At 62.6% G+C, this 22,916-nt stretch carries 27 protein-coding genes and 1 pseudogene; 13 read left to right on the top strand and 15 right to left on the bottom strand.

Going from position 1 to position 22,916, the window contains the following annotated elements:
• Positions 1 to 80 precede the first annotated feature (80 nt).
• From ACESNB_RS06900 to ACESNB_RS06885, 4 genes are read left to right on the top strand one after another with little or no spacing between them, the layout of a single operon-like run.
• A complete protein-coding gene (locus tag ACESNB_RS06900) occupies positions 81 to 2,375 on the top strand; it encodes a S8 family peptidase (RefSeq protein WP_373005658.1) in 2,295 nt (764 codons plus the stop codon).
• Between the two features lie 2 nt (positions 2,376 to 2,377).
• A complete protein-coding gene (locus ACESNB_RS06895; protein WP_373005656.1) occupies positions 2,378 to 3,010 on the top strand; it encodes a hypothetical protein in 633 nt (210 codons plus the stop codon).
• 2 nt (positions 3,011 to 3,012) lie between these two features.
• Positions 3,013 to 3,654 carry a hypothetical protein gene (locus ACESNB_RS06890; protein WP_373005654.1) on the top strand — a complete coding sequence of 214 codons (642 nt, stop codon included), beginning with the start codon at positions 3,013 to 3,015 and terminating at the stop codon, positions 3,652 to 3,654.
• The gene (locus ACESNB_RS06885) at positions 3,654 to 4,805 is read left to right on the top strand and encodes a M23 family metallopeptidase (RefSeq protein ID WP_373005652.1); all 1,152 of its coding nucleotides are present in this window, start codon (positions 3,654 to 3,656) and stop codon (positions 4,803 to 4,805) included. Before ACESNB_RS06890 ends, ACESNB_RS06885 begins: the two co-directional genes overlap by 1 nt.
• Before the next feature lie 2 nt (positions 4,806 to 4,807).
• Here ACESNB_RS06885 and msrB read toward each other — a convergent pair whose 3' ends face one another.
• The 3 genes from msrB to ACESNB_RS06870 form a co-directional block, all read right to left on the bottom strand.
• Entirely contained in the window at positions 4,808 to 5,332 is a 525-nt protein-coding gene (gene msrB, locus ACESNB_RS06880; RefSeq protein ID WP_373005650.1) for a peptide-methionine (R)-S-oxide reductase MsrB, read from the bottom strand.
• Positions 5,333 to 5,397: 65 nt separating this feature from the next.
• Positions 5,398 to 5,637 (bottom strand): DUF2164 domain-containing protein, encoded by a 240-nt coding sequence (locus ACESNB_RS06875; RefSeq protein WP_373005648.1) that lies wholly within the window; start codon positions 5,635 to 5,637, stop codon positions 5,398 to 5,400.
• Positions 5,634 to 6,578 carry a prephenate/arogenate dehydrogenase family protein gene (locus ACESNB_RS06870; RefSeq protein ID WP_373005646.1) on the bottom strand — a complete coding sequence of 315 codons (945 nt, stop codon included), beginning with the start codon at positions 6,576 to 6,578 and terminating at the stop codon, positions 5,634 to 5,636. The genes ACESNB_RS06875 and ACESNB_RS06870 overlap by 4 nt, the downstream gene beginning before the upstream one ends.
• Positions 6,579 to 6,757: 179 nt before the next feature.
• Here ACESNB_RS06870 and ACESNB_RS06865 point away from each other — a divergent pair, with 179 nt between their 5' ends.
• A complete protein-coding gene (locus ACESNB_RS06865; RefSeq protein WP_373005644.1) occupies positions 6,758 to 7,135 on the top strand; it encodes a DUF983 domain-containing protein in 378 nt (125 codons plus the stop codon).
• Here the strand turns inward: ACESNB_RS06865 and ACESNB_RS06860 are convergent.
• The 5 genes and pseudogenes from ACESNB_RS06860 to ACESNB_RS06840 all read right to left on the bottom strand — a co-directional run bounded on the left by ACESNB_RS06860 (position 7,132) and on the right by ACESNB_RS06840 (position 9,882).
• Positions 7,132 to 7,950: pseudogene (locus tag ACESNB_RS06860) on the bottom strand (EAL domain-containing protein). The gene ACESNB_RS06865 and the pseudogene ACESNB_RS06860 overlap by 4 nt on opposite strands.
• 189 nt (positions 7,951 to 8,139) lie before the next feature.
• Positions 8,140 to 8,397 (bottom strand): diguanylate cyclase domain-containing protein, encoded by a 258-nt coding sequence (locus ACESNB_RS06855; RefSeq protein ID WP_373005642.1) that lies wholly within the window; start codon positions 8,395 to 8,397, stop codon positions 8,140 to 8,142.
• On the bottom strand, positions 8,379 to 8,561 hold the full coding sequence (locus ACESNB_RS06850; RefSeq protein WP_373005640.1) for a hypothetical protein: 183 nt from the start codon (positions 8,559 to 8,561) through the stop codon (positions 8,379 to 8,381). Before ACESNB_RS06850 ends, ACESNB_RS06855 begins: the two co-directional genes overlap by 19 nt.
• 176 nt (positions 8,562 to 8,737) lie before the next feature.
• Positions 8,738 to 9,082, bottom strand: a complete 345-nt coding sequence (locus ACESNB_RS06845; protein WP_340693869.1) for a P-II family nitrogen regulator — start codon at positions 9,080 to 9,082, stop codon at positions 8,738 to 8,740.
• Between the two features lie 56 nt (positions 9,083 to 9,138).
• The gene (locus ACESNB_RS06840) at positions 9,139 to 9,882 is read right to left on the bottom strand and encodes a class I SAM-dependent methyltransferase (RefSeq protein WP_373005638.1); all 744 of its coding nucleotides are present in this window, start codon (positions 9,880 to 9,882) and stop codon (positions 9,139 to 9,141) included.
• A 63-nt stretch (positions 9,883 to 9,945) separates the two neighbouring features.
• Here ACESNB_RS06840 and gloB point away from each other — a divergent pair, with 63 nt between their 5' ends.
• A complete protein-coding gene (gloB, locus tag ACESNB_RS06835) occupies positions 9,946 to 10,707 on the top strand; it encodes a hydroxyacylglutathione hydrolase (protein ID WP_373005636.1) in 762 nt (253 codons plus the stop codon).
• Positions 10,707 to 11,153, top strand: coding sequence for a cupin domain-containing protein (locus ACESNB_RS06830; protein WP_373005634.1), 447 nt, complete (start codon positions 10,707 to 10,709; stop codon positions 11,151 to 11,153). The genes gloB and ACESNB_RS06830 overlap by 1 nt, the downstream gene beginning before the upstream one ends.
• A gap of 76 nt (positions 11,154 to 11,229) precedes the next feature.
• On the opposite strand, the gene phbB is transcribed toward ACESNB_RS06830, so the two are convergent.
• The gene (gene phbB, locus ACESNB_RS06825; RefSeq protein WP_373005632.1) at positions 11,230 to 11,955 is read right to left on the bottom strand and encodes an acetoacetyl-CoA reductase; all 726 of its coding nucleotides are present in this window, start codon (positions 11,953 to 11,955) and stop codon (positions 11,230 to 11,232) included.
• Positions 11,956 to 12,105: 150 nt separating this feature from the next.
• Between phbB and phaR the strand changes: the two genes are divergently transcribed.
• On the top strand, positions 12,106 to 12,678 hold the full coding sequence (gene phaR, locus ACESNB_RS06820; protein ID WP_373005630.1) for a polyhydroxyalkanoate synthesis repressor PhaR: 573 nt from the start codon (positions 12,106 to 12,108) through the stop codon (positions 12,676 to 12,678).
• A 61-nt stretch (positions 12,679 to 12,739) separates the two neighbouring features.
• Here the strand turns inward: phaR and ACESNB_RS06815 are convergent, their stop codons facing one another.
• Both ACESNB_RS06815 and ACESNB_RS06810 read right to left on the bottom strand, forming a co-directional pair.
• Positions 12,740 to 13,039, bottom strand: a complete 300-nt coding sequence (locus ACESNB_RS06815) for a hypothetical protein (protein WP_373005628.1) — start codon at positions 13,037 to 13,039, stop codon at positions 12,740 to 12,742.
• 180 nt (positions 13,040 to 13,219) lie between these two features.
• Positions 13,220 to 13,798, bottom strand: a complete 579-nt coding sequence (locus ACESNB_RS06810; RefSeq protein ID WP_373005626.1) for a hypothetical protein — start codon at positions 13,796 to 13,798, stop codon at positions 13,220 to 13,222.
• A 164-nt stretch (positions 13,799 to 13,962) separates the two neighbouring features.
• On the opposite strand from ACESNB_RS06810, the gene ACESNB_RS06805 reads away from it, so the two are divergent.
• Positions 13,963 to 14,256 carry an AAA family ATPase gene (locus ACESNB_RS06805; protein WP_373005624.1) on the top strand — a complete coding sequence of 98 codons (294 nt, stop codon included), beginning with the start codon at positions 13,963 to 13,965 and terminating at the stop codon, positions 14,254 to 14,256.
• Positions 14,257 to 14,263: 7 nt separating this feature from the next.
• On the top strand, positions 14,264 to 14,593 hold the full coding sequence (locus tag ACESNB_RS06800; RefSeq protein WP_373005680.1) for a hypothetical protein: 330 nt from the start codon (positions 14,264 to 14,266) through the stop codon (positions 14,591 to 14,593).
• Here ACESNB_RS06800 and ACESNB_RS06795 read toward each other — a convergent pair.
• Entirely contained in the window at positions 14,491 to 15,267 is a 777-nt protein-coding gene (locus ACESNB_RS06795; protein ID WP_373005622.1) for a glycosyltransferase family 2 protein, read from the bottom strand. The genes ACESNB_RS06800 and ACESNB_RS06795 overlap by 103 nt on opposite strands.
• A 101-nt stretch (positions 15,268 to 15,368) precedes the next feature.
• On the opposite strand from ACESNB_RS06795, the gene ACESNB_RS06790 reads away from it, so the two are divergent.
• From ACESNB_RS06790 to ACESNB_RS06780, 3 genes are all read left to right on the top strand, one after another.
• A complete protein-coding gene (locus ACESNB_RS06790; RefSeq protein WP_373005620.1) occupies positions 15,369 to 17,432 on the top strand; it encodes an ArnT family glycosyltransferase in 2,064 nt (687 codons plus the stop codon).
• A gap of 64 nt (positions 17,433 to 17,496) precedes the next feature.
• Positions 17,497 to 17,859 carry a M20/M25/M40 family metallo-hydrolase gene (locus tag ACESNB_RS06785; protein WP_373005619.1) on the top strand — a complete coding sequence of 121 codons (363 nt, stop codon included), beginning with the start codon at positions 17,497 to 17,499 and terminating at the stop codon, positions 17,857 to 17,859.
• A gap of 24 nt (positions 17,860 to 17,883) precedes the next feature.
• Entirely contained in the window at positions 17,884 to 18,546 is a 663-nt protein-coding gene (locus ACESNB_RS06780; protein ID WP_373005617.1) for a M20 family metallopeptidase, read from the top strand.
• Here the strand turns inward: ACESNB_RS06780 and ACESNB_RS06775 are convergent.
• The 3 genes from ACESNB_RS06775 to ACESNB_RS06765 form a co-directional block, all read right to left on the bottom strand.
• Positions 18,543 to 20,783 carry a TonB-dependent receptor gene (locus ACESNB_RS06775; RefSeq protein ID WP_373005615.1) on the bottom strand — a complete coding sequence of 747 codons (2,241 nt, stop codon included), beginning with the start codon at positions 20,781 to 20,783 and terminating at the stop codon, positions 18,543 to 18,545. The genes ACESNB_RS06780 and ACESNB_RS06775 overlap by 4 nt on opposite strands.
• Before the next feature lie 103 nt (positions 20,784 to 20,886).
• Positions 20,887 to 21,459: an ActR/PrrA/RegA family redox response regulator transcription factor gene (locus ACESNB_RS06770; protein ID WP_373005613.1), complete on the bottom strand. Its 573-nt coding sequence runs from the start codon at positions 21,457 to 21,459 to the stop codon at positions 20,887 to 20,889.
• 50 nt (positions 21,460 to 21,509) lie between these two features.
• Positions 21,510 to 22,877 carry an ActS/PrrB/RegB family redox-sensitive histidine kinase gene (locus ACESNB_RS06765; RefSeq protein ID WP_373005611.1) on the bottom strand — a complete coding sequence of 456 codons (1,368 nt, stop codon included), beginning with the start codon at positions 22,875 to 22,877 and terminating at the stop codon, positions 21,510 to 21,512.
• Positions 22,878 to 22,916: the final 39 nt, after the last annotated feature.

The following is a 22,916-nucleotide window of genomic DNA, read 5'->3' as shown; positions in this document are numbered from 1 at the left end:
AAACACACGGTTAATTTAGGTGGCTGGGGGCTACGTTGGCAATTGTAAGGGGACATTCTGACATGCTGCCGAACTTGACCATGAAAACCACGAGACTCGCCGCTGGTGCTGCTTTGGTCAGTCTACTCGTGCTTGCGGCCTGTGACCAGCAGGGCACACGGCTCGAACGCGCCCGTGAACTCGCTGACGCAACGCTCGATCAGATCAGCGGTCGCGCCGTCGTCGAACCCGGCGCCGATCAAACACTGCTCGCCGCCTCCGTCATGGATCGCGCCATTGCCGGCACGCTGGTCAATGACATCGCTTTTGAGGCCGAAAGCGAAAGGGCCAAGTTCGCCATTGGCTCGATTATCGCCAAGCCAAAGGATATCCAGACCGTCGCCTTCGATGAAGAAGACGCGCTGATGATGGGAGAAGACGAACTGTTCGAGGAAGTCGAACCCGCGATGGCGATGGTCGAAGAAGCGCCCGCGTCGGCAGGCAGTGACGCGCCGGTCGCCGCGCCTGCGCCAGCAGAATCCAGGAGCCTGGTTCGGCCCGCGCGCCTGATGCCGACGGTCAAGCTTGACCCGGCTGCGCCCGAGGAATCGCAGAACCAGATCGCCAACGCGACCAGGGAACTGGAACGCACGGCCACCAAAGAGCCTGCACCGCAGCCGCGCACCCGCAGCCTCGCCCCTCGCTCGATGGAAGCTGTCCCGGAGACACGGCGCGTTGCGGCCAGGAAACTGGCCCGCCGGTCGGTGATCTCGGGCGACGCCATCCGCAAGCAGCAGGACGCCAATTCCGTTATGCTCGACACGCTTTCGAAATACGGCATGGACGGCCAAGTCGCCCTCTCGCGCGAAGGCCAGATGGTGATCCAGATCGGTTCGGATGGCGCTGACCCGACGCGGTTTAACCCCGAAAATGCTGCTGCCAGGCTGCAGGCAAGTTTCCTCGCGGTCGATTCCGGCGCAGGCTGCCCGGATACTACCGATCTCGTCACCATCCAGTCGAATGCAGCGTTGGCAACCGAATGCATCGTGAAGGACCTGCGTGCATCCGGCCAGTTCGAATATGTCGAGAAGGATTTCATTTTCGAGAACCAGTTCGTGCGGCGTCCGCGCCCCACCGACCCCGGAACCACGCCCGGCACGACGCCGTCCACCGGAACGGTCCCGGGTGACACGCCGGCAACGCCAGTCACGCTGACCGACATCACGCCCAATGACCCGCTCTGGAGCCTGCAATGGAATTTCCAGAACAATGGCACAGTCGAAGGCGAGTCGGCCGGTGGTGCGGGTTTCCAGGATTTCTGGACCCATCAGGCCAATGAAGGCTCGGACCACGTCGTCGTGGCCGTGGTCGATACCGGCCTGCAGATGCAGCATCCGGACATCAAGGATTCGCCGAACGTGGTAGCAGGCTGGGACATGGTGTCCGATCCGCGCATGGGCAATGATGGTGATGGGCGCGACAATGATGCGAACGATCCGGGCGACATGTGTGATCCGTCACAGCCCTTTGCCGCTGACACGTTCCACGGCACGCACGTTGCCGGTACGATCGGTGCGGCTGCGTCGAACAATGCAACCGGCGTCGCCGGCGGCGCTTGGAATGTGAAGATTGTTCCGGTGCGGGCGCTCGGAAAATGTGGTGGTCGCCTGTCGGATATCAATGACGCCATCCGCTGGGCGGGTGGCCTGATTCCCGGCGAAGATGCGCTGGGCAACGAGGTCTGGAACGACAATCCGGCGGACATCATCAACCTGTCCATCGGCCTGTTCGAATTCTGCCCCGCCTCGCTGCAGGATGCGATCGACTCGGTGGTGGATCGTGGCGTGATCGTCGTCTCTGCGGCGGGTAACGCCCGCGTCTCGACACAGTTCTATGCCCCCGGCGGCTGCCAGAATGTTATCTCGGTGGCGGCTGGCGATGCCCGCGGCCAGATCGCGCCCTATTCGAACTTCGGTCCGAACGTCACGGTGATCGCACCGGGCGGCGACCTGACCCGCGACGACAATGGCGATGGCCGTCCAGACGGTGTTCTGTCCACCAAGGCGGCGACCAATTGCTATGACCCCGTCACCGGAGAAGGCGTGGACACCTGCTTCTATGCATACGAACAGGGCACCAGCATGGCGGCCCCGCACGTCTCTGCGGCTCTCGCGCTGCTCAAGGCCCGCCAGCCTGACGCGACCCCGTCAGAGTTGAAGGCTACGCTGATCGCGGCGCTCGATAAACGCGAGCCGCTCCAGTGTGCAGGCGCCTGCGCAACCTATCCAGGCACGACGCCGATTCCCGGCAGTCCGGACATGTGCGCGCGTCCGTGCGGCGGCTTGCTTAACCTCGCCAACGTGCCGCCGCTCAGCACGGGCGGAGGCCCGCAATAGCCATGGCCGGCATTCGCTCCCCGTTTCATTTTGGCGGCCCGCTCGGGCTGGCGGGCCTCACATTGCTTGCGGGAGCGACCGGCCTGTTTGTCCTCGCGGGATCACCCGACAACGATGACCAGCCGAGTGTGACCTTGTCCGGCGTGTCCGATGTGTCGCCGGCCTCATTGCCCGATACCCGTGTCGACCGGGATGCCAGTCCGCTGATCGGCACGCTTCTGGATGCGCCAGCGCCACTGGACACCGAAGGCGGTCCCCTGCCTGATGGCCCGGCGATCCAACCGGCTCAGGTCCCGCAAAGCGTAATCACAGCGCAGGCGACCGGGGTGGAGGTCACCTTCATCGTACGCATCAAGGGGGCCCCGGAAATCGATTCGGTGGCACGCCTCTACAAGCGCGACCCCGCAGCCGCCGAGCAGGCCTTTGCCGACTATGTTCGGCGCACTCCGGCGTTGAGGGACTTCGTCCTCGTCGGGGCCAGTTATTCCGGCGAAATCAAACTTGCCTATCAAATGCCCTTGGGTGTGGAACCGACCCGCGCGGCCATCCGTTCGGTGCTGGAGAAAATCATGGCCGTGGACGGAGTCGCCTATGCAGATCCCGACTATATCGCCCATCCTGGAAAGAAAGACTGACAATGAACACGTCCAGCACGCTCGCCCTTGCAGCTGTTTTGGCTTTTGCCCTGACGGGATGTGACCGTCTCAAGGGACCAGACCCGGCATCCGGCACAACGGTCGCGGCCGCCCCGGCGACAACGGCCGACAGTCCACCTGCGGACGTCGAAACCCCGGTTCGTCCGGAAGCGGTCGAAAGCACGGCGGGTATCGATTGGGAGGCTGCCCGACGCGACATGGCTTCCGTGCCAAGTGACGATCGCGGCGCAGGCGCTTTCCAGATCCAGTCCGGCGCGGAAGCCGCGCCCGTGCCCGTCCTGCTGCCCACCGGTATCGTCGTGCCGCAGTCCGCCGAAGGCGGCGTCAAATTCCAGCTGATGAGCGACGGCTATTTTGCGACCTATCCCGGTGTCGACTATGATATCGTCGTCAACGGTTCGAACGAAGTCGTCGGCGCCCGCGAGTCGAGCGCCGTGTCGACCGATACCGAGCCAACGTTTGAGGCCACCGCCTCCGGCGCCCAGGTCGCCTTCTCGCGCTATGGTGCTGACTATCTGATCGAATTCGAATGCAAGAACAGTTCGGGCGAGGCCCCGACCTGTATCGGAGAGGACGAGGCGCTCGAGATCGCCCGTAAACTGGTCATTGCGGGGACACGCTGATGCTGAAAAGGGCTTCATTCATCCTGGCGGCCGTCGCGCTGTCCGGTCTTGCCGGATGTGACTTCATCCGTTTTCCGGGGGACGGCGGTCCGACACCGGCCACCCCCGAACCGGGCCCTGCCATCCCCCCTGGCGCCCCCGGGCCACCACCGCCGGGTGCACCTGTTGACGACCCCTATGGCGACACTGGAGACGCCACGCCGGACGCGCCGGTTGATGGCGATACACCCGCGACCGATCCGGTTTCCACTGACGATCCGGCGACGCTGCCCGATACCGACGTAGATTTACCCACCGATACACCCCCGGTTACCGACCCGGTCGATGCCCCCCCGGATGCAACCGACACGCCCGACACCGACGACACACCCGTGACGCCACCGGTCGATCCGGTCACGTCCCCCCTTGCGGAACCGGCTCCCGAGCCGGTCTTCAGCTTTTTTGCCCCCGGCGCACTGATACCTGGCACCGGGCAAGGCTCCGGCGACCAGGTCGTCCATGCACCTGACATGGTTTTCCCGATCGCAACGGCGCCCACCTATCTGCAATCACAGGTCTTTACCTTTGGTGGCGGCGTAGGCGGCGGCGACCAGTGCGATGCGCGCAACTACGCCTATCCATGGCGCGACAATTTCTGCGAAACCCGCAGCGCCAATCGCGGGTCACCCCTCTGCCCGGCGGAAAAAATCCACCAGGGACAGGATATCCGCGTCGGTACGCCCGCCCAGTGCAACACAATGCGCACGGCTGCCAAGGCCGACCGCACGCTGCATGAAGTCGTCGCCGTCGAGGATGGCGTCATCTCGAATGTCGGCTCCTATTCGATCAGCCTGCGCGCGGGTGGCCGCATCTACAAATACCTTCACCTCAACATGGCAAAGCTCAAGGTGAAGACAGGCGACACCGTCACCGCCGGCCAATCCCTCGGATTTGTCTCGAACGATTTCGGCGGCTCCGCGACGACCTTCCACCTGCACTTCGAGATCGTCGAAAACACGGCCGACCATGGCTGGGCCCACGTCCCGCCATACCTGTCACTGGTGAAAGCCTATGAGCGGCGCGAAAACGGCCCCGGTGAGCAGATCGAGCAGAATGTTGCTGTCGCATCAGCGCCCATCGTCATTCCCGAAGGCATGGAAATCATCGAATAGGATCAAGCAGGCCTGAAGGTCAGCGCCACGCCATTATTGCACCAGCGCCGCCCGGTGGGGGCCGGGCCATCATCGAACGCATGGCCCTGGTGCCCAAGGCAGCGGGCACAGTGATATTCTGTGCGCGTATAGATCAGCTTGCGATCGAGGCTCGTCGTGATCGCGCCCGGCATGACGTCGAAAAAGCTCGGCCAACCCGTGCCGCTATCAAACTTCGTGGCCGATGCGAACAGCGGCAGGTCGCACCCGGAGCAATGATAAACCCCGTCGCGTTTCTCGTTGTTCAGGATCGACGTGAACGCCCGTTCGGTATCCGCCTTGCGCAGCACGGCAAAGGCCCCAGGCGACAGGCGCGCGCGCCACTCGTCCTGGCTCATCGTGCGCCATTCGCTGCTTGCATAGGGGTCACTGGCGCTGTCGGCGTCAGATGATTGTGGCTTGTCCGCACCGGCGGAGGAGCAGGCGGCCACCGCCACAGCAGCAGAACCGGACAGGAGAAGGGCGCGGCGGGACAGGACGTGTTTCATGCGTTTCATAGGCGCCGGTCTAACAATTGGTTCAGACACGCAACACACACAAGGCCGTGAGCCTGTCAGGCGCTTTCATCGACCCAAACCTCGCCGTCGAGGTCATCAAGCTTTCCCTGCAGGTGCGCCCGCACATCCTGCACGGCTTGATTGTACACAGCCGGTCCCATCGTCTTCAGCATCAGGTCGACAATTTCGCCAGCCCGGAAGTCGCTCAGCGTCTCGTCGAATTTGGTGCTGAATGTCTTCTGTACGTCGCGGCAGACGGCTTCCCGGCGTTCAGGGCTCAGCGGGATCTCTTTCATTTTTCCGCCTCAGGATCGGGATGCGGATTGCGGCCGAAGTTCACTTCGCTGGAATCCTGTCCGGCATCAATGATCGCCTTGCGGATCGTCCGGGCCCGGGAAAATTCACGCATCAGCATGTCGCCGTCACCCCATCGGATGGCCCGTTGCAGTGCAGCGAGATCTTCGGAGAACCGGCCGAGGCACTCGAGGACGGCATCTTTATTGGTCAGGAACACGTCGCGCCACATGACGGGGTCCGATGCCGCGATGCGCGTGAAGTCACGAAAGCCGCCGGCTGAATACTTGACTACTTCGCCCTGTTCCACTGTCTCCATGTCGAACGCGGTTGCGACAATGTTGAACGCGATGAGGTGGGGCAGGTGGCTGGTGATCGCCAGCACGCGGTCATGGCGGGCCGCGTCCATTGTCTCGACCTTCGCGCCCAGCGCCTGCCAGAAGCGGGTCAGGGCATCGACGGCGGCGAGATAGTCCGGCGATGTGTCGTTGCCGGGGGTCAGGATGTGCCAGGCATCGCGGAACAGGGTCGCGAACCCGGCTTCCGGGCCGGATTGTTCTGTACCCGCAATCGGGTGTCCCGGAATGATATGGATCCGGCCGTCACCGGCGGCCGTCAGGGCCGCGGCGGCTTCACCCTTTACCGATCCGACATCGGTCAGGATGGCGCCTGTCTTCATGTGCGGAACGGCGTCTGCCGCGACTGCGCTCAGGGCGCCAACGGGTACGCACAGGAACACGCAATCAGCGTTCGCGACGGCTAGCGCCAGCGTGTCGGAAACCGTGCCGAGATCCAGTCCGTTCGCCCGGTCGCGCACGTCGTCGCTGGCATCGTAGAGAATGACAGAACCTGCTGCGCCATATTCGGCGGCGGCACGGGCAATCGAAGCGCCGATCAGGCCGGCGCCGACAATTGCAATCGAGGGGAATACAGGGTCGGACATTCAACGCACTCTTGTTCAGGCAATCTGCGCTGCTCTGGTGTGCAAAGCGAAGGCCAAGGTCAAGGGTCGCACGAACTTAATCCGGACGGTGCGATGCGGTGGACGGACCGCAGCGACGGTTTGGCGCGGCTGTTTTGCGCCGGCGAGGCATTACATGTGAATTTAACACGGAGACTGACATGGCAAAAACCACGCCGATCCTGGCCGGTCTGCGCTTGCGCTGCGGTAATTGCGGAAAAGGGAAGCTGTTCTTGGGCTACTTGAAGCTCAATTCGGCTTGCCCCGTTTGCGGACGCGACATGACGGCAGCCGATACGGCGGACGGGCCTGCTTTCTTCGTTGGCTTCGGCGTGCTGATCCTGCTCGCTCCGTTCCTGTTCCTGCTGCCGATGAGCCCGCTTCCCGCCGTCGCTAAGGTGTTTGCGTTTGCTGCGCTGTGTATCGTTCTGATCGGGCTGTGCCTGGTCCTCCTGCCGGTCGCCAAGGCAGTCCTGCTCAACCTGCAGCTCCACCACGGTGCCAAACAGGTCACCGCGTCAGACATCAAGGACCGCTAGTTCGCCGCGCTCCAGCCGCCATTGCGATGGAGGTTACCCAGAAATTCTTCCGGGCGAGTGACCCCGTGCAGCTTGTCGGCCACCTCGGGACGGCCCAGCGCATGGCCTTGCAGGAAGTCGTAGGCCAGCAATTGCAGGATGGCCGCCTGGGCTTCGGTTTCGACGCCCTCGGCGACGACCTTCATGTTGAGGCTGTGGCCAAGTGCGATGATGGATTTCAGCAACTGCCGGCCCGTTGGGCCGATATCAAGCTGCTGGATGAAGGCCCTGTCGATCTTCAGTCCGTCGAACTCGAATTGCTGCAGGTAGCTCAGCGATGAATAGCCTGTGCCGAAATCATCGAGCAGGACCTGCACGCCCATTTCGCGCAGGCGCTTCATGGTCCGCTGTGCTTCACCCGTATGGGAAATAAGCACGCCTTCGGTGATCTCGATATGCTGCAATGACGTGTCGATACCGTGGCGTTCAAGGGCCGCTTCGACGCTGTTGGCGAATCCGCCGACGCGGAACTGGATGGGTGAAACATTGACCGCGATCGGAATTGTCTTCTGGCGCGTGATCTCCAGCATGGCCTGGTCGAGTGCCCAGGCGCCCAGTTTCGTAATCAGGCCAGTTTACTCGGCAATCGGAATGAAGACTCCCGGCGATCCTGCCTGTCCCGGCTTGCCCGGCCAACGCATCAGCGCTTCGGCGCTCATCACCTTGCCGGTTCGGGCGCACACGAGGGTCTGGTAGACCAGCTGGAGATGATTATTTATCAGTGCCAGGTCGAGCGCCGAATAGATCGTGCGGCGCAATTGCAGCACTTCATTCATTGCCGGCAAGTAAACGCGGATACTGTCCTGCTTTTCACTCTTGGCGGCGAACATCGCGACATCGGCGCGGCGCAGGATTTCGGTGGCGGGTGATTCACCTTTCGTGGTCGGTGCGATACCGATGCTGGCCTTGATGTTGATAACGTCGTCGCGAATGTGGAACGGAGCATCCCTTGCCTTGTCGATCGATTAGGCTGTTTGCGCCGCGCGGCTCTCGGCGTCATCCCGCATGATCAGCGCAGCGAATTCGCCGTTGCCAACGCGGGCAAGCAGGTCGCTCTGGTGCAGGCAGCTCGACATCCTCATGGCAACGGCTCTCAACAATTCGTCGCCGGTCTCATGTCCCAGCGTATCGTTGATGACTTTGAATCCGTCGAGTTCGATGACCATGAGCGCGGAGTCCGGGCCTTCCGAGTTGAGTGCATCGGTCAGCCGGTCATGAAGCATGCGCGGTTGGGCAGGTCAGTGACCGGATCTGTCGAGGACAATTTGCTGAACTGCTTGCGGACGATACTCAGCTGTTCGGGATGCTGCGAGCCGTGCCACAGGATCAGGGCCGCCAGCAGGGCCAGCGCGATGTTCGCAATAAGTATTGCCGACAGCCCGCTCATGAGAGCGCCCGGTGCGTGGAGATGTGGAATGAATGTGCCATGGAAGACAACCTGACCCTCAAGCTAGGCCATCGTTCTTACCGTCCGCCAGTGCACGAACGCTCTCGGCGTGCGACCAAATATCGCCGCCCGCGTTAACGTGCGATTTGTCATGAGCTTTGGCGCTGCGGCGTCAATCAGCCGGTCAGGGCCTGCTCGTCGCGCTCGCCCGTCCGGATCCGGACCACCGAGTCCACCGTGTGGACGAATATTTTGCCGTCACCAATCGTGCCGGTGTTTGCTGCGGAGATAATCGCATCCGAGAAACGATCCACGTCCGCGTCCGCGCAGGCGACCTCGACCCGTACCTTCGGCAGCAGGCGGACTTCATATTCGGCGCCGCGATAGACTTCAGTCTTGCCTTGCTGGCGACCATAGCCGCGCACTTCCGAGACCGTCAGTCCGGTGGCGCCGGCTTCCGACAGGGCGTCAATCACCGCATCAAGGCGGCTGGGCTTGAAGATTGCTGTCACGAGTTTCATGGTCGACCGGCCTTCTGTTTTGTGCACCTGCGAACGTACCTGCCGCACCGCCTGCGTCAATGCCTTTTGCGCCCGGAGCCTGTTGCGGGCTTGGCAATGCGCGCCCGCTCGACAACCGGAGCGACAGCGCCGCCACCGGGCGAAGCATACAGTCTTTTAACCGCCTCGACCAGAACGACTCCGCCAAGACCGGGCGTGATCAGGCGGCCGATGGCGTCCCAGCCTTCGGCAGCGGCTGTCACGATACCCGTTGAAACAGGCGGCATGTAGAGAGCGCTTGAACTGGCCGTGACCTGGAACAGGCCGACCGAGAGTAGGTTCATCAATTGGGCCCGGCTCCACGGGCGGCCCTGACCGAAGGGCGTGCGCGTTGCCCGCGCCCATAGCCCCGCGCGGTTCGAGGCGGCAAGAACGATGCGACCTTCCGGCGACATCACACGCCAGACTTCGCGCAGGTAGGCGCGCGGGTCGCCCGTTTCTTCAAGTCCGTGAAGCACGATTACCCGGTCGAACATGCCGTCCGGAAAGGGCAGGCGCAGGTCGCCCACGGACACCGCGGCATTGCCCCGTCCCGTCGGGTCCCAGTGCACCGGCCCATGATCGAATGGCACGGCCGCCACGCTGCGGCTTGGATGGTCGCCGAACGTATCGAGCACTGGCATCGCGTAGCCTAGCCCCAGCAGCGAGAGATTGTTCGCGTCGCCCCACAGGTCGATCAGTTTGGCCGACAGGATGCGTGACGCCGCGTTCCCTAACGGCGAGGCATAGAATCGTTGTAGCGTGACGGCATCCTGACGCATCGACTTCCCTGTGTTAGATCAAGGTCTTGTAATTACCCATAACGGCAATGGAGACCCCGAAACATGTTCCAGATACACCAGTTTCCCTGCCTGAACGATAATTACGGGTTCCTCGCGCATGATTCCGCCTCGGGTGAAACAGCCGCCATCGATACGCCCGATGCGCAGAAATACCTTGCTGAGGCCGCCGCGAAAGGCTGGACGATCACGCAGATCTGGAACACGCACTGGCATCCTGACCATGCGGGCGGCAACCTTGCGATCAGGGACGCGACCGCGTGCACCATCACTGGGCCTGCCGCCGAAGCGGAGAAAATTCCTGGCATCGACCGTGCGGTGAAGACCGGCGACGTAGTTAAACTCGGCAATATCGAAGCAAAGGTCATCGATGTTCCCGGCCACACGCTTGGCCATATCGCCTATCATCTGCCAACCGAATCTGTCGCGTTCGTCGGCGATGCCGTGTTTGCCCTCGGCTGCGGTCGTGTCTTCGAAGGCAATCCGAAAATGATGTGGCAAAGCCTGACGCGGCTGAAGGGCCTGCCGCCCGAGACCGCGCTTTACTGCGCCCATGAATATACTGCCTCGAATGCCCGGTTCGCCGTGACGGTCGATCCCGGCAACGAAGCCCTCGCCGCTTACGTGAACGAGATCAACGACAAGCGCGCCCGGAACGAGTGGACCGTCCCCACGCAGCTCTCACGCGAACTGGCGACCAATCCCTTCCTGCGCGCTGACGACCCTGCCCTTCAGGCCGCCATGGGCCATCCCGGCGATGCTGCGGCGACCTTTGCCGAGATCCGCGGCCGCAAGGACCGGTTCTGATGGACGCCATCTCCGGAGACCTGGGCGCAAACGAGATCATCCGGCTGCTCGGCCTGAAGCCGCACCCGGAAGGCGGCCACTATGCCGAAACCTTCCGCGCCCCTGCCATGCACGGCTACCGACCGGCCTCCACCGCCATCTACTTCCTGCTGCAGGCTGACGAAGTATCCGCCTGGCACCGGGTTGACGCAGACGAAGCCTGGTTCTGGCATGCCGGTGGTCCGCTTGCCCTGACACTGTCGCCGCCAGACGGGAATGGTGTCGAAGCGTTCCAGCTAGGGCCGAACCTGCGCGCAGCCCAGTGCCCGCAAGTGCTAGTCCCAGCTCACCATTGGCAAACCGCCGAAACGCTGAGCGCATGGACGCTAGTCAGTTGCACGGTCGCGCCCGGGTTCGAATTCAAGGGATTCGAGCTTGCCCCGCCTGACTGGCGACCTCGGCCCTGAGGGTACTTTCAGGCAAAGAAAAACCGAACAGCGCGAGGCCGGTCCGGTTCTTCCTGCTGCGCATGATGCGTTCAGCCTAGCCCGCGATATATTGCGCGCCGTTCACCGTCATCGTTGCGCCGGTGATGAAGGCGGCTTCATCGCTCGCCAGATAGGCGCACATCGAAGCGATCTCTTCAGCCTTGCCGAGACGGCCTACCGGAATTGACGCAATGATGCCTTCAAGCACCTTTTCCGGCACCGCCTGCAGCATTTCCGTATCGATATAGCCCGGGCATACCACGTTCACGGTGACGCCCTTTTTGGCGCCTTCCTGGGCGAGGGCCTTGGTGAAGCCGATCAGGCCCGCCTTGGCAGCCGAATAGTTCGCCTGGCCGAACTGGCCCTTCTGTCCGTTGATCGACGAGATGTTGATCACACGGCCAAAGCCGCGCTCGCGCATGCCGTCCCAGACCTGGCGGGTCACGTTGAAGGCCGACGTGAGGTCGACATTGATGACCTGTTGCCACTGGTCGAGCGACATCTTGTGGAATGGCGCATCGCGCGTGATGCCGGCATTGTTGACCACGATGTCGATGGTGCCGAGGTCGGCTTCGATCGCGGCGATACCTTTGCCGACGGCGTCATAGTCGGCGACGTCAAACTTGTACGTCCTGATGCCGGTGTCTGCTTCGAACTTTTTCGCCGCCTCGTCATTGCCGGCATAGTTGGCCGCAACCTTGTGGCCCTTGGCCTTCATCGCCACGCTGATGGCGTGCCCGATGCCTCGCGTGCCCCCTGTGACCAATACTGTTTTCGTCATGCCTGTTTCCTCCGGCGTTAAGTTGTGTCCACTCGTAGCCTTCATGAGCGCCAGACTTCAACTGGGACATTGGTCACACGCAAAATTTGTGCAAGCATTGCTGCATAGCACAATAATTGCTTCTCCGATTTGGAGAACAGAGGGCAGGACATGGCCAAGCAAAATGGATCGTCTTCGACGATCATCATCAAGAAATACGCGAATCGGCGACTCTACGACACATCCACCTCGTCCTACGTGACGCTGGACCACCTGTCCGAACTTGTCCGCGAGGGCCGGGATTTCGAGGTTCGCGACGCAAAAACGGGTGACGACCTAACACGCCAGGTGCTCACGCAGATCATTTTCGAGCAGGAAACAAAGGGCGAAGGCGCGTTGCCGCTCAATTTCCTGCGCCAGCTGATCGGCTTCTATGGCGGCGGCGCGCAGACTTTCCTGCCGGCCTTCCTCGACATGTCGATGAACAGTTTTGCCGACACGCAAAAGGAATGGCGCAAGGCGGCCAACCCCATGTCGGCCTTCGAAAAACAGGCCAAACGCAACATGGCCATGTTCGAACAGGGCATGAAAATGTTCATGCCGACGCTCTACAAAGCGTCCCAAACCGAGAAATCGACCTCGGCCAACCCGATACTCGACTTCCAGGCCGAGGCACTCGCGGCCATGCAGGCCCAGATGCAGGCCATCCAGGACCAGCTCGCCGACCTCACGAAGAAAGACTAGCCAAGGGCCCTTTACCGGGATGCCGGACTCGGCGCGACGTGTCGCCCGAATAGTTCGGCTTCTAGTCAGGCGATGGCGTTTGGTAGGTGCCCGTCGCCTTGTGCTCGCCCTTGTCAGGCGTAGCCGCTAGCTCATCATGCACTTCTGGTGTGGTATAGCTGGCGACATCGGGCGCTGGGCCGAGAATTATGGTCTCGTCGCTGCCTTTGAAATGGTCGACCGGCACGTCCTTGTCAGGCGCGTGCGGTCCCTCTCCGGGCAGCATTTGCTTGCGCCGCCGGCGGGCTGCTGTTTCGATCTGGTCGGCCTCGTCCGGCGATGTACGGCGACGTGCCTCTTCAGGCAGGACTGTCCTGGTCATGGCGGCTCTCCTTTTCCTCCACGTCAACGAGGCGACACCCGGAACGTTCCGGGTCTGGCGAGACCTTTGATGCCGCGCAGAGCATGCTGGACACAGGGCGGGGTATTTACCCGATACGAAAACGGCCCGCCGCACTTTCGTGGGGCAGGCCGCTCTGTCTCGGATTCAAGGTCTTGGGTGTTAGAGGTCCCCGGCAACCCCGAAGTCGCGCCGCGCCGACACGATCGTCACCACCACACCGGCCAGCACGTCCAGCAGGGCCATCGACATCAGGATGAAGAAGGTCGAGGTCGCGAAGTTCGGCAGGAGCAGGAACTGGATCAGGCAGACGATGAACAGCATCATCGAGATCGCGTGATTGATGATGGTCGAGGTGCCCGTACTGGTCGACTTCAGGATCTCGAGGAACAGGAACACGATTGCCAGCAGCAGGATCGCGTCTCCCTTGGTCAGCATCCAGTCGACGCCGGAAATCATTGGCAGGTGCATGAATGGACCGTTCAGCAGGTTCAGGATGGGCGCGCTGGTCGCCCGAACCAGTTCGCCCTGTGCGTTCACGGTCTCGACCGCGCCGCCAAAGCCGAGGGCCAGGAGATTGTAGAGAGCTACTGGAATCACCAGCAGCGGAAAGATTCCGAAAATTGCGCGCATCAGGTTCCCCTTTTCATGTGAGTCGCTCGAAGCATGATTCTTCTGCTTGTCACGCTCTCGCTTTGCGATCGCTGCTCCCGCCAGTGCGATCTTCGAATTCTTGCTCATTCAGACCATCCGTCATCCGGTCGAGTTAACACAGGGTCTACCGTATCACACGCGGCGATGCGAGCGGATTTCCCCAATGCGGTCGGTCATCACCGCCCGGCACCCATTATTCGCGGCAAACACGGCGATTTCAGGTCCATATCCTATCTTCCAGAGAGAACAGAATGCCAGACTTCCATATTCTTACCGGCCCGCCCGGCAGCGGCAAAACCACGGTGCTACAGCTTCTGGCGGGCACCGGCCACACCGTGGCAGAGCCTGCCCGGCAGGTGCAGGCAGCGCAGCGCCGGGTGGACGAGCAGGGCACGGGCGACCGGGATCCGGCCCTGTTTGTGGCGCTGATGCTGGACCAGGCGGTCCGCGACCATGACGCCGCTCTGTCAGCGCCGGGTCCGGTCGTCTTCGACCGGGGCTTGGCGAACCTAATGGTCCTATGCCGCCTATTGGCAGCTCGATAAAGGCTCCATTGACCGGGCGATTACGGCGCGGGGCAGGGCGGACAAGGTTTTTTGGTTTCCGGCTTGGCAGGCGATCTACGCATCAGATGCTGAACGCACGCTCGATTTCACGCACGCGGAACCCTTCGGCGCGCTGACGCGCCGCGCCTATGAGAGATTGAGCGTCACGCTCATCGACATGCCTCTGACGGATGCCGCGACACGCGCCGCCTTGATCCGGGACACTATCGGCGTCTATATCTCGTCCGTACCGCCGGGATTGCGCCGGCGGCGGATCAGCCACATCACGCCGCGCAGGTCTGACAATGCATCGTTCAGACGGCCAAAATTGGTGTAGTTCGAGGTGCCGGTGGCGCGCGGACGGTGGTTCACGTCCCGGAATTCCACCTTGTAGCCCTCGGCCCGCATCAGGGCCGGTACATAACGGTGCATATGGTCGAAATAGGGAAGCGAGATATAGGCGTCGCGATAAAGCGCCTTGGTGCCGCACCCGCTATCATCGCAATTATCCTTCAGCAGGCGCTGGCGAATATTGTTGGCGAAACGCGATCCGAACCGTTTCCACGGCGTGTCCTTGCGGCTGGCCCGGCGGCCCATGACCATTTTCAGGTCGCTGGGGGCATCGGCGCGGGTCAGGGCACGGTACAGGTCCGGCAGGTCGGCCGGATCGTTTTGTCCATCGCCGTCCAGTGTGCCGATTACGGGCGCCCGTGCAGCTAGGATACCCGACCGGATCGCGCGGCTCTGCCCGGCATTCTTGCGGTGTCCCAGCACCCTGAGCATCGGGAAGCGTGACTTGAGCTCAGACAGCACGGCGCGGGTGTCATCGGTCGAGGCGTCGTCGACAAACACCATCTCGAAGGCGCGGCCGTCCAGGGCGCGCGCAATCTCTTCGATCAGCAACTCGACATTGCCGGCTTCATTGTGCACGGGCACCACGACAGAGAATTCAAGGGAACTGGCCAAATCAACGCGCCTTCGGGCTTGCGGGGAAAACAAACCACGCCTCATAACGAGACAGGGCCGCAAAAGCGAGACCTTACCTCATCTGGCCCTGATTCCTGCCCAAAACCACAAGACGCGCCCTGCGCGACCCGCTAAAAGGCAAAGCCATGACATTTCTCGACCGCATCTCGTCCGGCTGGAAAGCCTGGGTCCTGCTTTTCGTGATCACGTTCGGGGCCGCCGCGCCCGGCGTGTTTATCCTGCCTGCGCTCGACCGTGACGAGAGCCGCTTTGCGCAGGCGTCCAAGCAGATGCTGGAATCGGGCGATTATATCCGCCTGCGTTACCAGGACGAGCTGCGCAACAAGAAGCCGGCGGGCATCCACTGGCTGCAGGCTGGCTCGACAGCCCTGTTCACCGGCGCAGACGCCAAGCAGATATGGACCTACCGCGTACCCAGCTGGCTCGGTGCGGCCCTGGCCACGCTTGCCTGCTTCTGGTGCGGCATGCCGCTGATCGGGCGACGCGCGAGTTTCGTCGGTGCTGCATTGTTCGGCACGACGTTGTTGCTCACTAGCGAGGCGCACATCTCCAAGACGGATGGCATGCTCGTCTTCCTGACCACGTTGAGCATCGGTGCGCTCGCGCGTCTCTACATGAATAAGGACCAGTCCAAACGCATGGCGCTGCTGTTCTGGACCGCGATGGGGCTTGTCTTCCTCATCAAGGGGCCTGTCGGCCCGATGGTCGCGGCCTATGCCGGCATCGGCGCATGGGTCTGGACCAAGGCAGCCGGCGGCAAGGGCGGCGACTGGTGGCGCGTCCTCCTCTGGTGGCCCGGCCCGGCGATTTTCGTCGCCCTCGTCCTGCCCTGGTTCCTTTGGATACAGGCGGCGACCAATGGCGAGTTTATCAAGGGCGCCGTCGGCAAGGACTTGAAAGACAAGTTCACCGGCGCTTCCGAAGGCCATGGCGGCTGGCCCTTCTACCACCTGACGCACATGCCGGCCTGGTTCTTCCCGGCCACGCTGATGCTTGTGCCGGGCTGCGTCGCCGCCTGGCAGCGGCTCAAGCCGCGCGGCGATCTCGGCTGGAAATGGCTGCGCGACTCGGCGCTGATTACCGCATTCGTGTTCGCGTTCCTCACAGTGCTCCTGTTCGCTCTGCCCCACTTGCCGCGCCCTGAAGGCACAGGCCTTGTCGCCAAGACCCTGACGACACTGTCCACGCTGAAAACCCTGCCGGCCTTCCCGGCAGTCCTGCTCGGTGTCTTCTGGTACATCTCGGGCCGCGACGACTGGAAACACCGCTGGCCGATCGGCATAGACGGCCTGACAGACGAGACCCGCGCCATCCGCTTCCTCGTAGCCTGGGCGGCGCTCACCTACGCCTTCTTCGAACTCATGCCCACGCTGCTCAGCCATTATATCCTGCCCGCTTATCCGGCTATCGGCCTGCTCTGCGGCTACGCAACGGTCCAGCTGATGGAAGGCAAGCGCATGCCGGTCAGCCGCTGGATTTCGCTCACCCTGTTTGCCGTCGGCGCGATCCTGTTGCTTGCCGTCTCATTCCCCGGCGTCGCGATCTTCTTCATGGAAGAAACCGCCGCGGATTTCACCACAGCCGCCTCCAGCCAGGTGCTTGAGGCATGGACGTCCTATCGCAGCTTTCCGCTCTGGCTCTGGTGGCTCGGCTTCGTGCTTGTTGGACTGGCCATTATCGAGTTTGCCCGGCGCCGGGACGGACTGGCAATGCTGTTCGCCATTGCCGCCAGCATTGCTATCGGCTGGCATATCCGCATCTTCATGCTGCCAAGCCAGGTCTGGCTCCAGCCGACCGAAACCGCCCGCGCCGCGCTTGAAGACGTCTGCGGCGTGCCAGGCGACGATGCCAATTGCAATACGATCGCGCCCGAGCGCATCCTCGCGCTTGGCTATGCAGAACCGAGCTATATCCTCACGCTCGGCACGCAGAACCTGCACCCGCCGGAAACCCCGCTCGAACTGCCGACGGACCCCTCCGCCTATCCGGTCGTCTATCTCGTCAATTTCGAGGACAGGAAAGCCGATCCCGCAATCGCGGATACGGTGGCTACGCTGCGCGCCGAAGCAGAAAAGCTGAATCTCTGCGTCACCGAGTCCCAGCCGCACTACGCGCTGAACTATTCAAATGGAGACCCGGTCAATTTCCGCGCCATCCGTTTTGATACAGGCGGGTGTCCCGGGGAATAAGGATCAATGATTTACGGGCCCGAATGCGGCGCCTAGCCTGTCGCCGGAATTGGGGAGACAGCACATGAAATTGGAATCCTTGGCCTTGGCGGCATCCCTGATTCGCGCCGACATCGACGGCCTGCCGCTTCTCGAAGACAGCGGTCTCGCTTATGCGTCCACGGTCAAGCAGGTCGATATCGACGGCATTGAAAAACCGGTGATGCATGCTTGCGGGCACGATGTGCACGTCACGTCCCTTGTCGGCGCCGCGAAACAGCTGGCTGCCCGCAAGGACGAATGGTCCGGCACACTTGTTCTTGTTGGCCAACCGGCTGAAGAACGTACCGGCGGCGCTCACGCCATGATGGATGACGGCCTTTATACCCGCTTTCCCAAGCCTGATTACGCCATCGCCTTCCACGTTGCGGCCGACGTGCCGACCTGACGTATCCTGCTGCCGCTCGATATCGTGCAGTCCAGCTCTGACAGCGTGGACATTGTCGTCCATGGCGTCGGCACGCATGGGGCCTGCCCGCACTTGGACATCGACCCGGAGCTCGTGGCGTCCCAGATTGTCGTGTCACTACAGTCGGTCGTGTCGCGTTCGATTGCGCCGCTGGATCCCGGCGTCACTACGGTCGGCGCAATCCATGGCGGGGCCAAGCCCAACATCATCGGCGACAAGGTCGAGATGCAGCTGACCGTCCGGTCCGATGACCCTGAGGTGCGGATACAATTGCTCGACGGGATAGACCGGGTCGCACGGGGCGTTGCCATCGCGATGGGCGTGCCGGAAGTCGTGCGCTCCCAAACGGAATCGACACCGCCCACGATCAACGACGCCGACACGGCCCAGCTCCTGCGCGACGCATTCACGGCCTCACTGCCGGAAGGCACGCTGTTTGAACAGCCACGCGGCGGCATGGGCGCCGAAGACTTCGCCTATTTCGTCACGCGGGAAACCGGCGTCAAAGGCGTCTATTTCAATGTCGGCGGCACACCCGAAGCCGACGTTAAAACTGCGCCGTCGCACCATTCGCCCTTCTTCAAGATCGACCCCGAGGCTTCGGTCAAGCTCGGCACGGAAGCGATGGTCGTCGGCGCAATGGCGCCGATGAAGCCGACAAGCTAGAAGCTGTAATCCAGCCGCACACCAAAGGTGCGCGGGTCCGACCGAAACGTATTGTAGCCGATGAAGCCATAGCCCGAGAGCGCATAGTCTTCATTGGTCAGGTTGCGCCCCCAGATCGTGACGCCAAGACCCGTGCCAGCAAACTGGAACGCCGCCTCGGCCTGCAATGTGGTGAAGCCGGCCTGCATCCGCGTCTCAAGGCCTTCCGGGTCGAGATAATAGTCGCCGCGATATTTCGCATGGGCCGCGAGGCTCGCGTCCACGCCCGGCGTCAGCGCGAATTCATACCGGCCGCCCAGCGTGGCTGACACGTCCGGCGCAAAGGGCAGGGGATTGCCGTCAAACGCTGCGGCGTTGCCGCCAATATTCGTTGCTTGGTCGATCTCCGTATCCAGCAGGGTTAGTCCGGCGTCCAGCGTCAGGCCGTCAACTGGCCGCCAGGTCATGTCGGCCTCTGCGCCATAGACCGTGGCCGCATCGAGGTTCGACAATGAGTTCGACGTGATGCTCGAACCGTCCGGCAGCGCGAAGCTCACGAAAATCCGTGCCTGCGGCGCATCATAATCCTGCCAGAACGCAGCAAGGCTCCAGCTCAGCGTGTCCGTGGGGCGCGCCTTGTAGCCAAGCTCATACGCCGTCACGGCTTCCGCATCGAACAGGCCTTCGTCGGTAAAATGCGTGGCATTGTTCTGCACCTCGCCATTGAAGCCGCCCGACTTGTAGCTGTTCGAGATGGACGCATAGGCCTGCCCGGGCCCGACATCATAAGACAGCGCGGCGTTCCCGCTGAGGCGTGTCTCATCGATTGCGTTCGATCCGAAGGCAAGGCCCAAGCCGCCGACATTATTGTAACCGACCGTGCCGTCATCAAAGACATGCCGCCCGCTGCCATGCCCTTCGATCCGCTCATCGGTCAAGCGCAGGCCGAGCGTGGCCGCCAGGCGCTCAGTCAGGTCGAATTCATTATGCGTGAAGGCGGCGAGCGCCGTGCGTGACTGGTTGATGTCGGTGACCAGGGTCATCGCGGTGCCGGGCGACACGGGTGCTGGCCCGGCGCGGCTGCCTGCTCCCACATAGGGGCACGTGCCCAGCAGGGTTGCGGGGTCCAGCACACCGCACCAGATCGTGTAGGTCTGGCTGAAGTCATCGACCGACCCGCTGAGGCCGATCAGCGTGTGCCCACCGACCCAGTCCGTCTGCAGGCGGAGTTCCTGCGAATACTGACGGAACGACCTATCATACGCGAGGTTCGCATTGAAACGGCGATTTCCGAACAGGGCCACGGCGCCATCAAAGTCAAAGCCGTATTGCTGCGCATACCCTTCAAAAGCCGTCAGCGAAGTGAGGTCCCAGCGCCCGAATGCGCGGCTGTATTCGGCCGACACGCCATAGAAGGCATTATCCGTGTCCTGCAGGCCGTCTCCAGCCACCGCGATTTCATGATCGCCCAGGTCAAGGCTGTCATTGCGCGGCGTGGTGTTGACGCCATTGTCTTCCTCGTAATGTGTGCGCACCAGCAGTTCGCCGCCGCCAGCATTCTCCCAGAGGAGGCCGAGGCGCAGGCCGAACTCGTCGCGCACGCCGCCCGCATCTGCCGGGCCAGCCGTATTGTCGAGGGCAGCGTCACGCGACAGATACCGCCCGGCAAGACGATAGCTGAAGCCGTTCTCCAAAGCGTTCCCGTAGGCGCCGCCAAGGTCCACGCGGTTGAAATTGCCATAGCCGGCGCGAACATAGCGTGCCTGGTCCGGGTCCGGTCTTGCGGTGATGAAATTGATCGCTCCGCCAGATGCGTTGCGGCCATAGAGCGTACCTTGCGGACCTTTCAGCACCTCGATCCGGTCGAGGTCATACAGCATCAGGCCGGTCTGCACATTGGTCGCCAGATAGACACCGTCGGAATAGACCGCCGCTGCCGTCGGCGTCAGCGCCTGATGGTCTACCGCGCCAATTCCGCGGATCTGGAAGGCCACTTGTGTGCCGTTGGCGACGGCGGCGTCGACGCCGGTCAGCAGGTCGGTAATGTCTTCTGCCCCGAGGAAGGCATCCGCCAACTTGAGCGCACCGGCGTCGATCACGCTGACGGACATCGGAATGTCGGTCAGCGGCGCGGCACTTGGTGTGGCGGTCGTGACAACCGGGTCCAGGCGCCTTGGCGCGTCGCCCGTTTCGGCGAAAGCCGGGGCGGCAAATGAGGCAATCAGGAGCGAGGCGGGGAGGGCACGGGAAGATTTCATCCGCCGCGCTTAGGCGAAGCGAGAATCGTTTGCAACTGTTGCATTTGTTACAGATAAAGTGACGCTGCAGTCACGTTTTTTGCGCCATCCGTGGGCTTGGACTTTAGCGCGGGGCGCGTTTCGCCAGGATGCGCTGCAGGGTCCGGCGATGCATGTTCAGGCGCCGGGCCGTCTCCGAGACATTGTGATTGCACAGCTCATAGACGCGCTGGATATGTTCCCAGCGCACCCGGTCAGCCGACATCGGGTTTTCCGGCGGGGCCGGTTTCTCGTCCTTGGTGGCGGTGAGCGCGCGGACGATGTCGTCGACATCGGCCGGCTTCGACAGGTAATCGACAGCGCCGGCCTTCACGGCGGCAACGGCCGTCGCAATCGCGCCATAGCCGGTCAGGATCACGGCGCGCGCATCCGGGCGATGCTTGTGAAGCACGTCGACCACGTCGAGGCCACTGCCGTCTTCGAGGCGCAGGTCCAGCACGGCAAAGGCGGGCGGGTTCAGGCGGGCAATATCCTTGCCTTCGCTGACGGTCGAAACGGCGGAAACGATGAAGCCGCGCTGGGCCAGGGCGCGCGCCATGCGTTGAACAAACGGGCCGTCATCATCCATCACAAGGCAGGAACGGTCTTCCACATCCTTGAGGCTTTCGTGCATGTTTACAGTCACCGGGCGGTCCATAGCCCCATTCCTTCTCATGATTCCATTTCTATATAGGCCCATTGCACGGCCTAGGCCAATTTAGAAGCCTCCAGCGCTGCTCTTGGCCAGAGCGCCTGCACGACCGCGCCGCGTTTCGGCGGTATCCGGTTGCGCGTCGCAATGCGTCCGCCCGTGCGTTCGATCAGCGTTTTCGCGATGAAAAAGCCCAGTCCCATGTCGCCGCCGCCGAGCTGGGCTTCGCTGCGCTGGGAGACGTAGGGCTCGCCGAGTTTTGGCATCACTTCAGCGGCAAATCCCGGTCCGTCGTCTGTGATCGTGATGATCACCTGCTCTTCGGTCCATGATGCAACCGCCGTCACGCGCGTATCGGCAAAGCTGACCGCGTTCTCGATAAAGGCGCCCAGCGCGTGCAGGATTTCCGGGCTGCGATTGAGGATCGGCGCCTTGGCTTCGCCGCCTTCGCCGGGCACCGCGCGCACGACTAGGTCGACGCCCAGCCCCTTGAATGGCGCAGCGGCCTCTTCGACCAGCGCGTCGAGCGGCATCAGCGCATGCACGATATCCGTCGCTTCACGCGCTTCGCGGATGGTGGCGAGGATCGCGCGGCAACGGTCTGCCTGCTCGGCAATCAGGCGGATGTCTTCGCTATGGGGATCATCCGCCCCGATTTCCGCGAGCAGTTCCTTGGACACGAGGTGAATCGTGGCCAGCGGCGTGCCAAGTTCATGCGTCGTCATCGCCGACATGGCGCCAAGCGCCGACAGCTTCTGTTCGCGCGCCATCACCACACTAGCCGCATCAAGTGCTCGCACCAGCCGGGCTTCATCCTGGCTGACCCGGACCGCCGACAGGGAAAAGAACACGAGGCCCACGACGAGGGCCGTGAACTGGCCCCACTGGAAGAGCGGAGGCAGGCTGATCGCCTCCCCGCCCACCCAGGGCAAAGGCAGCGAGAAGAACGGCATCATCGCCGCCGAGGCGAGCGCCAGGACGGCAACCATCGTCGCGCGCGCCTGCGAGACAGACAGGGCCGCAACGGTCACCGGCGCCAGCAGCATCAGCAGGAAGGGGTTGGACAGGCCGCCGGTCACCGTGATCAGCGCCGCCAGTTGCAGCGTGTCGAAGGCCAGTTGCAGGCTCGCCTCCCAGCCGCGCGTCAGGCGCTGGCTCTGGAAGGCAAAAGCAAGGAACACATTGAGCCAGGCCGACGCGGCAATGATCGCCAGGCACAGCGCCAGTGGCACTTCAAAGCCCAGCACGAAGGCAACGAACAGCACGGCCGCCGTCTGCCCGGCCACGGCCAGCCAGCGCAGCGTGATGAATGTGCGCAGCCGCGTCCGTCCCAGCGCCGATTGCGCCGAGCCAAGCCCCTCGGGCGCCAGCGTGAACACGGCGTCGTCCAACGCATACCGGGAATCTCGCGTAATATCGTCCATGAAACTGCTTATGCGGCAGCGTGACGCTTGCGCCAAGCG

The sequence above is a fragment of the Hyphomonas sp. genome, assembly GCF_041689225.1.
Taxonomy (GTDB): domain Bacteria; phylum Pseudomonadota; class Alphaproteobacteria; order Caulobacterales; family Hyphomonadaceae; genus Hyphomonas.
This window is presented reverse-complemented; position numbering and strand designations above follow the sequence as displayed.

Bases quoted from the DNA above. Each gene is read 5' to 3' on its own strand.
- ACESNB_RS06845 (WP_340693869.1), bottom strand. From the start codon at position 9,082: ATGAAACTCGTGACAGCAATCTTCAAGCCCAGCCGCCTTGATGCGGTG.
- ACESNB_RS06810 (WP_373005626.1), bottom strand. From the start codon at position 13,798: ATGAGCAAGAATTCGAAGATCGCACTGGCGGGAGCAGCGATCGCAAAG.
- ACESNB_RS06840 (WP_373005638.1), bottom strand. From the start codon at position 9,882: ATGCGTCAGGATGCCGTCACGCTACAACGATTCTATGCCTCGCCGTTA.
- msrB (WP_373005650.1), bottom strand. From the start codon at position 5,332: ATGAAACACGTCCTGTCCCGCCGCGCCCTTCTCCTGTCCGGTTCTGCT.
- ACESNB_RS06850 (WP_373005640.1), bottom strand. From the start codon at position 8,561: ATGAGCGGGCTGTCGGCAATACTTATTGCGAACATCGCGCTGGCCCTG.
- ACESNB_RS06770 (WP_373005613.1), bottom strand. From the start codon at position 21,459: ATGGACCGCCCGGTGACTGTAAACATGCACGAAAGCCTCAAGGATGTG.
- phbB (WP_373005632.1), bottom strand. From the start codon at position 11,955: ATGACGAAAACAGTATTGGTCACAGGGGGCACGCGAGGCATCGGGCAC.
- ACESNB_RS06890 (WP_373005654.1), top strand. From the start codon at position 3,013: ATGAACACGTCCAGCACGCTCGCCCTTGCAGCTGTTTTGGCTTTTGCC.
- ACESNB_RS06870 (WP_373005646.1), bottom strand. From the start codon at position 6,578: ATGTCCGACCCTGTATTCCCCTCGATTGCAATTGTCGGCGCCGGCCTG.
- ACESNB_RS06815 (WP_373005628.1), bottom strand. From the start codon at position 13,039: ATGACCAGGACAGTCCTGCCTGAAGAGGCACGTCGCCGTACATCGCCG.
- ACESNB_RS06895 (WP_373005656.1), top strand. From the start codon at position 2,378: ATGGCCGGCATTCGCTCCCCGTTTCATTTTGGCGGCCCGCTCGGGCTG.
- phaR (WP_373005630.1), top strand. From the start codon at position 12,106: ATGGCCAAGCAAAATGGATCGTCTTCGACGATCATCATCAAGAAATAC.
- ACESNB_RS06785 (WP_373005619.1), top strand. From the start codon at position 17,497: ATGAAATTGGAATCCTTGGCCTTGGCGGCATCCCTGATTCGCGCCGAC.
- ACESNB_RS06765 (WP_373005611.1), bottom strand. From the start codon at position 22,877: ATGGACGATATTACGCGAGATTCCCGGTATGCGTTGGACGACGCCGTG.
- ACESNB_RS06790 (WP_373005620.1), top strand. From the start codon at position 15,369: ATGACATTTCTCGACCGCATCTCGTCCGGCTGGAAAGCCTGGGTCCTG.
- ACESNB_RS06875 (WP_373005648.1), bottom strand. From the start codon at position 5,637: ATGAAAGAGATCCCGCTGAGCCCTGAACGCCGGGAAGCCGTCTGCCGC.
- ACESNB_RS06775 (WP_373005615.1), bottom strand. From the start codon at position 20,783: ATGAAATCTTCCCGTGCCCTCCCCGCCTCGCTCCTGATTGCCTCATTT.
- ACESNB_RS06830 (WP_373005634.1), top strand. From the start codon at position 10,707: ATGGACGCCATCTCCGGAGACCTGGGCGCAAACGAGATCATCCGGCTG.
- ACESNB_RS06900 (WP_373005658.1), top strand. From the start codon at position 81: ATGAAAACCACGAGACTCGCCGCTGGTGCTGCTTTGGTCAGTCTACTC.
- gloB (WP_373005636.1), top strand. From the start codon at position 9,946: ATGTTCCAGATACACCAGTTTCCCTGCCTGAACGATAATTACGGGTTC.
- ACESNB_RS06865 (WP_373005644.1), top strand. From the start codon at position 6,758: ATGGCAAAAACCACGCCGATCCTGGCCGGTCTGCGCTTGCGCTGCGGT.
- ACESNB_RS06805 (WP_373005624.1), top strand. From the start codon at position 13,963: ATGCCAGACTTCCATATTCTTACCGGCCCGCCCGGCAGCGGCAAAACC.
- ACESNB_RS06885 (WP_373005652.1), top strand. From the start codon at position 3,654: ATGCTGAAAAGGGCTTCATTCATCCTGGCGGCCGTCGCGCTGTCCGGT.
- ACESNB_RS06855 (WP_373005642.1), bottom strand. From the start codon at position 8,397: ATGCTTCATGACCGGCTGACCGATGCACTCAACTCGGAAGGCCCGGAC.
- ACESNB_RS06795 (WP_373005622.1), bottom strand. From the start codon at position 15,267: ATGAGGCGTGGTTTGTTTTCCCCGCAAGCCCGAAGGCGCGTTGATTTG.